Origin of the sequence: Candidatus Infernicultor aquiphilus (assembly GCF_002784285.1) — a bacterium.
GTDB lineage: Bacteria > Atribacterota > Phoenicimicrobiia > Phoenicimicrobiales > Phoenicimicrobiaceae > Infernicultor > Infernicultor aquiphilus.
In genome coordinates, this window is the sequence record NZ_PFKO01000312.1 from 1 (window position 1) to 11,316 (window position 11,316).

Consider the following 11,316-nt stretch of genomic DNA (forward strand, 5'->3'; position numbering starts at 1 on the left):
GGTTGAATAGCACCGCTATAATTCTCAGAACTATTTGTTGTTTCTTCAGGTTGAATTTTCATAGCTACAAAAAACCAATTTTTCTGCACATAATAATCCAGTATTTCTTGACCATTTGAGGGGAAGGCATAACCATTATCATTTAACCATCCTACTAAACTGTTCGGATCAGTCGCCGATAAAGTAGCAGTTTGATAAATTCCTACCTGATTTTCTTCCCAGATATGGACTCCTCCATCTTCTTCACCAGGCATAGGGTAACCTGCTCCCCATCCACAACCAAAATTTGAAGGAGGAGTAATCTTAGTTAATTGATATAATTCATAAAATATCTCATCTTCAACGGAAAACAATTTTGGATAACCGGGCACCGGAATGACCCAGGCAAAATCTTCTGCATCTCCTTCATAATCTATCTGAAAAATTATTTTCTCCACCATATCATCAAATACAATCATAGCTAATTGATTGGGTTCATATATATCTCTATATAACTGGGTAAATAAACAACCATCAGCTAAAGAAATTGAGGGTAAATAGAAAGTTGCCATTATAAAAATTAAAATTAAATAAAAAATCTTTTTCATCAATTTTTACCTCTTCTTATAGTTAAAAGTCAGGCTTCTAACTATTTTTACTATATTTTTTATATAATAATTATACTACAAAACAATTAAAAATCCTCTTTTTTTATAAATATTAGTATATTCCCGCCTTTATTCTATTGCTGCCAGTTAGTATAAAATTTATTGGACATTACTGATAGATTTATTGAACAAAGAATGATATACTTTTATTTATTTATTCTATAACCTCTAATCCATTTTAAAGAAATTATAGGATGATATTATGAAAAAGCTTTTTAAAAACAGAAGAAAAAATACAAAAAGCAAACAAGATACGGTTTATTCCAGAGTATTAAAAATGCACCGATTGAAGCAACTCTAGCGGTTATTTATCTGGGTATTTTCCCAGCTGCCTTAGCCTATGTTACCTGGGCGTATGTCCTATCCAGGATTCCAGCTTCTTTAGCAGCCAGCTATCTTTATTTATCTCCGGTATTGGCTATATTAATCGCCTGGATATGGTTGGGAGAAGTACCTTATTTTTTATCACTAATAGGAGGGTCTCTTACTCTGATTGGGGTTATAATTGTGAATATTTGGGGAAAATAGGGGTTAGAAAGTTTTAGACCTATGGCTTTGCGTCCTACCCTTTAGGGTAGTTTGCCTTTATCATGCTTTTAGAAGAATTTTATTCTTTTTTTAAAATAACTCTACTATTTATTATATTCCCTAAAACAGTGAATTTTAGACTACCTGATTTATACTTTCCATTACACAATACATACCCTTTCCTGCTCTTATTGGCACAAAACACTGATTACAAGAAATACAAGTAGCTCTTTCAGTATTACCTAACTGCCACCGCTTAATCAGTCCTGGTTCCCTAATTAAAGGACGAGATAGTGAAATATAATCTGCTCGCTTCTTTTCTACCAATTCCTTAACTACCTCGTAAGAGCGGATTCCCCCCACCAGAATTAAAGGAACAGTAATTTTTTCCTTATATAACTTGGCGGCATCACTATAGTAGGCCTCTTCTTCTTGAGAATCAATCTCGCCTAATCTAGAAGAGGAATATTTACTTAGACTAAGTCCTGTTCCACCACTTAACTCAATGGCATCAATACCTGCTGATTTAAGCATTGCTGATACCTGCACCATTTCTGGTGCAGTAAAACCACCTTTCATAAAATCATCCGAATTTAGCTTGATTAAGACAGCAAATTGCTGGCCCAACTCAGACCTAATAGCACAAAGAATTTCCAAAATAAAGCGGGTTCGATTTTCAATACTTCCTCCGTATTCATCATTTCTTTTATTAAAAAAAGGAGATAAAAACTGGCTAAGTAGATATCCATGAGCTGCATGAATCTGGATTCCATCAAAACCTGCTTTTTTCGCCCTCACTGCAGCTTTTTTAAAATCTTCAATAGTTTGAAATATTTCTTTTTTAGTCATTTCTCTACAGTTTAGACCATTTTTAATCTCTAAAGAGGAAGGTCCAAGGGGTTGACTTTTGATTAATTCAACTGAAGCTCGAGCTCCGGCATGAGCAATTTGCATCATAATCTTACTACCTTCTCTATGCACCTTTTTAATCATTTCTATATAGCTGAAAATAAGCTGGTCACTATAGATGCCTAATTGTCTTATCCCGGCCTGTCCGTTTTGATTAATATAGGTATGACTGGTGATAATCATTCCTACCTGACCTTTGGCCAACTCTAAGATTAAGTTAGCAATCTCATCATTACAGGATCCATCGGGGTCAGCTAATCCTTCCCAGGTAGCACTGCGGACAAATCTATTTTTCAATTCCAGCTGATTAATCTTGGTTTTAGCAAACATTTTTTTTCTCCAAGGAGTGTAACATCAGAAATAGAATGAAACTAATCAATAAAGGAACAGCAGCTAAACGATAAGACCAAATTAGACTGCTTTGGTCTGCAATCCATCCATAGAGAGTTGGGGCAATGGTAGCAGAAAGTCCCTCGACAAACATGCTTATTCCAAAAAACCTGCCCTGATAGTGAACTGGACAAATAAAGGTTAACCAGGTACTTTGAGCCGGGAAAAATATTCCATCTAAAATACCCAAGATTACCACAATTAATACAATGAGTAATGGTTGGACAATGAAAGTGATACCAATAATGAGAAAAGTAGTACCAATAGTGGTTAATAATATTAATATAAGTGGTTGGTTTTGGTCAATAATTCTACTGGAAGTAAGACTACCTAGAAATACTCCGCTAAAATATATACTAATAATCCAGGCAGAAATCCCGGGTTTTAAACCAATATAATCTGTAGCGTAAAGGGGAAGAAAAGAAAGAATAGCCCATAAACCCAGGCTTCTAATAGCCTGGGTAATAAAAAACAAATAAATATAACCTTGCTTAATTTTCTTTTCTGCTTCCGTTTTGAGATTTTTTTTATCCTTTTTTGATTTTAGGTAGGCATAAGCCAGGAAATAACCAGGTAAAGAGAATAGTAAGCAGGTAATTTTCCAGCCCCATATTTGAACAAAGATACCGAATAATAAACTGGCTACAATTATTCCTGCTGTTCCTGCAGCTGAAAATAAGCTTAGATAACGTCCTCTCTGGCTTGCTTTAGAATTTTCTCTCACCATGGCAGTTGCTAAAGGGTGAAAAGTTGAAACACCGATAGCTAATAAAAATAAAAAAACAGCAATAGTGTGAATATTATTTATCCAGATTAGACCACCTAAAAAAATAGAAGAGCAGATAAAGCCACTGGCTATAACTACTCTTTTATCATATTGATCTCCTACATATCCGAATATTAAGGAAAAAATAGACCTTAAAGCAACATGAGTAGTTAAGATCAGTCCTGATTGGAAATAATTGAGCTGAAACTCTTCTCTAAAAAGAGGCAAAAGAAGAGGTATAATAAAAAAATAAACATCATTATAGGAATGGCCTAATGCATTTAATTTTAGTTTTGATTTTACTTCTTTTCTATCTTTATCTTTATCAACCATTTTTTCTCTGACCTTGAATTAATACATTATAATAATATAAAAAATCTCCCTTTTATAACGATTCCTTCCCGGTCATTTTTTCAATCTTCACTTTAATAATAATTGTTTTTTCCAAAACATCTTCGGGATAATGAAATAGAGGTAATTCTCCGAATAACCAAAATTCATGGGTATTATATATGGCTCATCTTGCCAGCACATAGCTACCCTACAAACACTTGACCTCTTAATAATGGATACCATTACTTTCTGATCAATTATTTCTTTATCTTTTCTTCTCATAATACCACCAATAAACCTCCCTGTTTAATCTTAACAAATTTTTAAATCTGTCTAATGTTGAGACCTGCTTCTATTTATTTTTACCATAACCCGGGTTTTCCGGTCAAGTTAAAATTTTAACCAATCAGTCAGTCCCATAAGTTTAGAGGACATCAATAAAACATAAATAATTAGAAAAATTCTGATCCATTTGTCTCCTTTAGCAACCGAAAAATTACTTCCCAAATAAGCGCCAATAGCACTACCAATAGCTAATATAAGACCTAAAATCCAATCTACTTTTCCACTGATAATAAATACCAGTAATGAGCTGAATATATAAATTCCGGTAATAAACATTTTCAGACTATTTATCTTCACCAAAGACATTCCGGTAATTAAAACTAAAATTGCCATAATAATAAATCCCACTCCTGCCTGGATAAAACCTCCGTAAAAACCAACAAAAAAGAAAGCAATCATGGCAATAATCAATCGAACCCTACTTAATTTTTCAATATTTATATTTTTTAAATATTTCTTCTAGTATTGACAAATCCAGAGACAATTCCTACGACTAAGATTAATCCAATATATTTTAATTCCATAATGAATACCTCATCTTTTTGATCAATGAGCTTAGAGATATATTTTATAGATAATATAATAATTTCTAAAAATAAACAAGACACAATAACCATATAATAAAATAAAGTTACCTCCTAAAATAAAAGATCTAACCTCGTTTTAAAAATATTTTAAAAAAACAGGGTTTTCAGTTATTTTATGGTATAATTATTAATAGTAAAGTATCATAATTAATATAATGTATTTTTTAATTTTTTATCAAAGTATGATCTATGCACCAACAGATAAATTTAAAAAAATTTTTAGGAGGTAAGCTTCAATGAAAAAGAGTTATTACTTTTTTATAATTTTAAGTATTATAGTTTGCTTATTTTTATGTTCTTTTTCTTTATCATTTTCTGAATCGATCCCTGCTGCAGAAGAAAATTATAAACAAGGGGAAGAACTTATAAATCAGGGGAAATATGAGGAAGCCATTACCTATTTTGAAAAAGCAGTTGAAATTGATCCAAATTATATCAACGCTTACTTTAACATCGGCAGGTGCAAAAATAATCTTAATAAAAAAGATGCGGCTATTGAAGCTTATAAAAAAGTCATTAGTTTAAATCCTAAATATGCAGAGGCTTACAGTAACCTCGGAGATGTTTATAGAACATTGAAGAGATACGAGGAAGCCCTCCAGATGCTGAACAAAGCTATAGAACTAAAACCTGATTATGCTTACCCTTATTATAACTTAGGACTTATATCTGCAGACCAAGGCGACTTTCCCAAGGCTATAATCTATTATAAAAAAGCAATAAAATATAAACCTGATCACAAATGGAGTTATTACTACTTAGGAGATGCATTAGATGATATAAGTATTGAGTTATACGAAGAAGCGGTAGAAGCATATTTAAAGGCTATAAATATAGATCCCAAATATGGCGATGCCTATAATGGTTTGGGATATGCCTATAGAAAATTAGGAGAATATGATAAAGCTATTGAAGCGATAGGAAAGGCTATTCAGTTATATCCAAATTTTTATTACTATTACTATTGTTTGGGTGAAACTTATAAAGATAAAAAACTTTATCCGGAGGCAATAAATAATTATAAAAAAGCAATTCAAAATAATCCGGAATATAAATATAGTCATTTTAGTTTAGGCTATTCCTTAGATCAGAGTAAACTTTATGAAGAAGCAATAGCGGCATATAAAGAAGCAATACGTATTGATAAAAACTTTACTGTGGCTTATTTTAATTTAGGACTTAATTATAAAAGATTAGAGCGATATGACGAAGCTATTACCACCTTAGAAGAGGCAATAAAATTAAATCCAAAATATACTAATGCCTATTATAATTTAAGTCTGATCTATTATAATTTAGGTAATAAAGAAGCAGCTATGAAAGAATATGAAATAGTTAAACAATTAAATGCAAATTTAGCTCTCGAACTACTTCCGTTAATCAGTAAATAACTATTCTATGTTTTTTTATTTCTACGATTTTAGAAAGAATAAGGTCTAAACTTATTTAGAATTTTTATAATTCGAAAAATCCCTTCAGCATCTAAATCAAAAAGCTGGTTATCTTCTTGTTCTCCCAAACCGCGTGATTAAAAAACTAAAAATAATGCTTGACATTCTTCCCGATTAATATATAATAAAAAAAACACTTACCAATAAGTGAAAAGGTTATTAAATGAATAATTTATAACCTGAAAAACTTAATCCTTTAGTTTAGGATTGAGCTAAGTAATATTTGAAATAGAGTTTTTTCTATCTTGTTTTACTTTTCCTCTAAAGAGAATGTTACTGAAGAAAAAATAAAAAAGGAGGAAAAAGAGATGCAAGGTAGTAAACTTTATGTCGGAAATTTAAGCTATACCGTAACTAACCAGCAGCTGGAAGAGCTTTTTGGTAAACATGGTACTGTAAAAAGTGTCAATATTATCGAAGGCAAAGGTTTTGGTTTTGTGGAAATGTCTTCTCCAGAAGAAGCTGAAAAAGCCAAAGAAGCTTTAAACGAAACTGATTTTAATGATCGTCCATTGAAGATCGACGAAGCCAAACCACAAAAACCCAGAAGAGATTTTAACGATAGCCGAAGACGTTATTAATTTTTAGTTAAAATATCTTAGTTAAGAAATGAAAAACCCCTTTAGTACATATGTACTGAAGGGGTTTTTCGTTTATTTTTAAGTTTCTTTATTGACCTATAAAATATTAGGTTTACGCTTCCTTTTTATTTGGGGACGGTTCAACTAATTTATTCTTAATCTATTGAACCGTCCCCTGATTCACTGATTTATTTTATTGAGTAATGACTTTTAAGGGAACAGGGATAAATTTTACTCCCAAATTCACTCCGTTTACCACTAGATAGCCATTCATTACTCCCAGAACTCCCATCATCCAGGGTTGCTGGGCAATAGTAGCTTTCATATCTCCTGCTTTGATAGCATCCAGGGCATCAGGCACAGCATCAAAACCTACTACAAACATCTCCTTCTGTCTTTTAGCAGCTTTGATAGCTTGAATAGCTCCCAGGGCCATTTCGTCATTCTGAGCAAATACTGCATCAATTTTTGGTTGAGCTTGAAGGATATTTTCCATAACGCTCATTCCTTTAGCTCTATCGAAGTCAGCAGTCTGCTTGGCAGCCAATTTGATTCCAGAGAATTTGGCAATATAAGTATCAAATCCTTGACCTCTCTCTCGAGCAGCAGATGCACCGGTAATCCCTTCTAATTCTACTACAATACCCTTTTCTCCTAATTGTTCTACGGTATAGGCTGCAGCCATTCCTCCTCCTTTAACGTTATCGGAAGCAATATGCAAGGCAACTTCTCCACCGTTTACGCTACGGTCAATAGTTAAGATAGGAATGCCTGCTTTATTAGCCTCTTCTACAGCAGGTACGAGAGCATCGGCATCAGTAGGATTCAAGAGAATGACATCAACTTTTTTCTGGATTAAGTCCTCGATATCAGATACCTGTTTCGCTGGATCGTTTTGAGCATCCATCACCACCAAATCTACGTCAAGGACTTTTGCTTGTTCTATGGCGCCATCCCTTAAGATAACAAAAAATGGGTTATTTAGAGTAGAGACTGATAATCCAACAGTCATACTGCTCGCAAAAGCAGAAATTCCTAAAATTGCTACTAGGCAAAGTGCAAGTAATAACTTTTTCATTTAAGATACCTCCTTATTATTTTTAAAATAGGTTAATACTGACCTGAAAAGATTCTTTTTTCTATTCTTTCACCTCCTTTTTTAGCGATTTCTCATTTCTTGCCACTTTGAGCTACTGTTACAGCTATTAGGATGACTATACCTTTTACCACCTGCTGGTAAAAAGACGAAACATTAAGCATATTTAATCCATTATTCAAGATTCCCATAATAAAAGCTCCCACTAGAGTTCCCCATAACTCTCCTTCTCCTCCAAAGAGATTGGTTCCGCCTAAGACCACAGCGGCAATGGCATCCAATTCATAGCCCATGCCGGCTGTTGGCTGTGCTGAGTTAAGTCGAGAAGCTAAGACTATGCCGGTTAGTCCAGAAAGGAAACCACTGATAGTAAAATTGGAGATAATTATATTATCTACTTTTATTCCCGAGGCTCGAGCAGCATTAATATTTCCACCGGTGGCGTAGACATAACGACCAAAACGAGTTAATTTTAAAATAATATAAGCCAATATAAATATAATTAACGTCAAGATGATGGGGAAGGGAATATTTCCTATATATCCTCTTCCTAAAAAGGCAAAGGAAGAAGGTAAGCCAGTAATGGGACGCCCTTCGGTATAGACCAAAGTACCTCCCCGGGCCATAGCCATCATAGCCAGCGTAACAATAAAAGCTGGAATCTTTAATTTGGCAATTACCAAACCGCTAAAAGCTCCCAGAATTACTCCCAAAGCCAAACCCGCAAGAATACCTAAAAATACTCCTTCTTTTTGTATTACCCCTGCTGCTACCGCTCCGGAGAAAGCCAATACAGAACCTACCGAGAGGTCTATACCAGCACCCAGGATTACAAAGGTCATACCCACACCCAGGAAAGCTACGATAGAAGTTTGCCTCATTACAATTAGCATATTAGATATAGTGAAAAATTGCTTAGACAAAAGTGAAAATACAATAATTAATCCGGTTAAACCGAATAATATACCATATTGTCGGATAATATTTTTAAACTGTAAATTTTTCATCTTAAGATACCTTTTTTCTAGTGGCAAATTTTAAAATATCTTCTTCGGTAGAACTTTTCGGATCTAACTCAGTAGTAATTCTTCCTTCACTCATTACTAAAATTCGATGAGCAACGCCTAATATCTCTGTGAACTCGGAAGAGATAAAGATTATCCCTATTCCTCTTTGGGCCAGGGTATTAACGATATTATAAATTTCTAATTTGGCTCCTACATCTATACCTCGAGTAGGCTCGTCCATAATTAAAATCTTAGACTTAGTAATTAGCCATTTACCAACCACTACTTTCTGCTGATTGCCTCCACTTAAAGATTCTGCTTTCTGGGAAAAGGAGGCAAAACGAATAGATAATTCCTTCTGGATTTTTCGGCCTATAGTTAGTTCTCTCTTCAGGTCAATAAAATATCTCCTGGCAATATCCCAATAAAGCGCCGGAAGAGAAAGATTTTCTAATACACTCCTGACAATAATCAATCCCAGCTCCCTTCGATCTTCTGGTAGTAAAGCCAGACCTTGTTTTATGGCCTCAAAAGGTGAGTTTATGTTTACTTTTTTCCCCTGTAAATATATTTCTCCAGCATCTAAATGATTTAATCCAAAAATGGCCAAAGCTACTTCGGAACGACCAGAACCTACCAGTCCGGCCAAACCAATAATCTCTCCCTCTTTAAGCTGAAAAGAAACATCCGAGAATTGCCGCCTTTTGCTGATATTTTTTACTTCTAAGATTATCTTAGCCTCTTTTTTCTGTTCTACTTTGGAAGGAAAGAAAAACTCTAAGGATCGCCCGACCATATTACTAATAACCTGATTTCGATCAATTTGAGCTACCGATTTAGTCAAGATTAATTCCCCATCACGTAATATGCTTACCTCATCGGCTACTTCGAATATCTCTTCTATACGGTGAGAGATAAAAAGTATGGTAACCCCCTTTTCTTTTAGTTCCCGAATCAATTCAAAAAGACGGCGGGTTTCTTCTAAGGTTAAAGCCGCACTGGGTTCATCCATAATAATTATTTTGGAATTTAAAGATAGGGCTTTAGCTATTTCTACCACCTGTTTCTGGGCTACAGTTAAGTCCTTTATCTTTAAGTGAGGATCTAAATGAAACATCTTCAGAGACTCTAAAATCTTTTCAGTGCGTTTATACATCTGGTGATTATCCATAAAGGATAAATACCCTTTAGTTAATTCCCGACCTAAGAAAATATTTTGAGCTATATCTAAACTGGGAACTAAACTAAATTCTTGATGAATTAAACTTATCCCATAGTGATAGCCATCAGAAGGAGAGCTAATTTGGGCTTCTTGACCAAATACTTTGATAGTCCCAGCATCACGGAGCAATTCTCCTACGGCTATTTTCATCAAGGTTGATTTACCAGCCCCATTTTCTCCCACAATAGCATGAACCTTAGCTTTTTTAATCTGAATACTTACTTCTTTCAAAGCCTGTACTCCGGGAAAACTTTTGGAAATATTAATAAATTCTAAAGCTAAATTATTCAAAATAGCACTCCCGAAATTAAAATAATATTAGCATAGGGGCTGCACTCCCCGGTCCTGATAATTGCTCTGGCTTGTTTTGATAATTCTTTTAACTCTTCATGGGAAATAAACTTAACTTCCTCTATTATTGAGGAAATCAGATTTAAGGTTTGAGGATTTTTTTCTTTAATTTCTTTAGCTACATAGGCCTCTTCGATCTGTAATTCGGAAAAAACTGCTTGTAAGACTTCTGCAAAAGAAGGAGTTCCACATTTTAAAGCTAAATCAATTCTTTCCACTTCCCTGGGGATAGGCAATCCCGCATCAGCGATAATTAACATATCACCATGCCCCATTTCGGAGATAATTCGATTAAGTTGAGGATTTAAAATGCCACCTTTTTTCATCTTTAAACCTCCCATCTGCTTACTGAACCCCTCTCCACAAGTTCGGTCTTAAGCTCTATAGATTTCTTGATCTTTTTTTTATCTATCAGTAAAAGTAAGATTTCCACTGCTTTTCTACCCATCAAGTAAGTAGGCTGGTTAATAGTAGTTAAGGGTGGGTTAGTACAATCAGAAAATGGTATATTATCAAAACCAATAATTGATACCTCTTGGGGAACTTGAACCTTTAATTGAGCAAAGGCCTTTAAAGCCCCAATTGCCATCAGATCATTGGCTGCAAATATTGCACTGGGTAGGTGATTAGAATTCTTAAATTCTGGCCAATGGTGTATTATTTTCTGATAAGCAGTATCCAGGCGAAAATTAGCTACTATCTCTTCTTGCCAACTTATATTGGCCTCTTTCAAAGCAGTTAGATAACCTTTTTTTCTTTCTTGATTAGTCTTAGTTCCCTCTATCCCCGCTATATACATTATCCTTTTATGACCCATACTTAATAGGTATTTGACTGCTGAATAAGCCCCAGCAAAATTATTCACTTTGATAATAGGAGTAGACAGTCCATTTATCTCTCTATCAATAAGCACCAGGTGCATCTTTTTCATTAAAGACAATTCTTCTTCAGAATACTTTTCTTCCCGATATCCTGCAACTGTCATTATCACCCCGTCTACCCGGCGGGAATACAAAAGTTTTAAGTAACGACCTTCCTTTTCTTGACTATCATCAGAATTGACCACCAATACGTTGTATCCATATTTTTCACAAACATCTTGA

The 11,316-nt window shown here is 34.2% G+C and carries 12 protein-coding genes and 1 riboswitch; of the genes, 2 read left to right on the forward strand and 10 right to left on the reverse strand.

Annotation, left to right across the window (positions count from 1 at the left end; translation table 11 throughout):
• The 5 genes from COZ07_RS08660 to COZ07_RS08680 form a co-directional block, all read right to left on the reverse strand.
• Positions 1-587 (reverse strand): DUF2330 domain-containing protein (locus COZ07_RS08660; RefSeq protein WP_406608167.1); only part of this gene is annotated, 587 nt, incomplete at its 3' end.
• A gap of 440 nt (positions 588-1,027) precedes the next feature.
• Positions 1,028-1,241: riboswitch (cyclic di-GMP riboswitch) on the reverse strand.
• Between the two features lie 69 nt (positions 1,242-1,310).
• Positions 1,311-2,414: an NADH:flavin oxidoreductase gene (locus COZ07_RS08665; protein WP_406608168.1), complete on the reverse strand. Its 1,104-nt coding sequence runs from the start codon at positions 2,412-2,414 to the stop codon at positions 1,311-1,313.
• Positions 2,404-3,573: an MFS transporter gene (locus tag COZ07_RS08670; protein ID WP_406608169.1), complete on the reverse strand. Its 1,170-nt coding sequence runs from the start codon at positions 3,571-3,573 to the stop codon at positions 2,404-2,406. Before COZ07_RS08670 ends, COZ07_RS08665 begins: the two co-directional genes overlap by 11 nt.
• A gap of 87 nt (positions 3,574-3,660) precedes the next feature.
• Entirely contained in the window at positions 3,661-3,855 is a 195-nt protein-coding gene (locus COZ07_RS08675) for a pyridoxamine 5'-phosphate oxidase family protein (RefSeq protein ID WP_406608170.1), read from the reverse strand.
• 108 nt (positions 3,856-3,963) lie between these two features.
• Positions 3,964-4,329, reverse strand: a complete 366-nt coding sequence (locus COZ07_RS08680) for a TSUP family transporter (protein ID WP_406608171.1) — start codon at positions 4,327-4,329, stop codon at positions 3,964-3,966.
• 412 nt (positions 4,330-4,741) lie between these two features.
• Here COZ07_RS08680 and COZ07_RS08685 point away from each other — a divergent pair, with 412 nt between their 5' ends.
• A complete protein-coding gene (locus COZ07_RS08685) occupies positions 4,742-5,896 on the forward strand; it encodes a tetratricopeptide repeat protein (protein ID WP_406608172.1) in 1,155 nt (384 codons plus the stop codon).
• 368 nt (positions 5,897-6,264) lie between these two features.
• The gene (locus COZ07_RS08690; protein WP_406608177.1) at positions 6,265-6,537 is read left to right on the forward strand and encodes an RNA recognition motif domain-containing protein; all 273 of its coding nucleotides are present in this window, start codon (positions 6,265-6,267) and stop codon (positions 6,535-6,537) included.
• A gap of 193 nt (positions 6,538-6,730) precedes the next feature.
• Here the strand turns inward: COZ07_RS08690 and COZ07_RS08695 are convergent, their stop codons facing one another.
• The 5 genes from COZ07_RS08695 to COZ07_RS08715 all read right to left on the reverse strand — a co-directional run.
• Positions 6,731-7,615, reverse strand: a complete 885-nt coding sequence (locus COZ07_RS08695) for a D-ribose ABC transporter substrate-binding protein (protein ID WP_406608173.1) — start codon at positions 7,613-7,615, stop codon at positions 6,731-6,733.
• A 92-nt stretch (positions 7,616-7,707) separates the two neighbouring features.
• On the reverse strand, positions 7,708-8,640 hold the full coding sequence (locus COZ07_RS08700; RefSeq protein WP_406608178.1) for an ABC transporter permease: 933 nt from the start codon (positions 8,638-8,640) through the stop codon (positions 7,708-7,710).
• A 1-nt stretch (position 8,641) separates the two neighbouring features.
• Positions 8,642-10,153: a sugar ABC transporter ATP-binding protein gene (locus COZ07_RS08705; protein WP_406608174.1), complete on the reverse strand. Its 1,512-nt coding sequence runs from the start codon at positions 10,151-10,153 to the stop codon at positions 8,642-8,644.
• A complete protein-coding gene (gene rbsD, locus COZ07_RS08710; protein ID WP_406608175.1) occupies positions 10,150-10,539 on the reverse strand; it encodes a D-ribose pyranase in 390 nt (129 codons plus the stop codon). Before rbsD ends, COZ07_RS08705 begins: the two co-directional genes overlap by 4 nt.
• A 2-nt stretch (positions 10,540-10,541) precedes the next feature.
• The coding region (locus COZ07_RS08715) for a substrate-binding domain-containing protein (RefSeq protein WP_406608176.1) at positions 10,542-11,316 on the reverse strand (775 nt) is incomplete at its 5' end.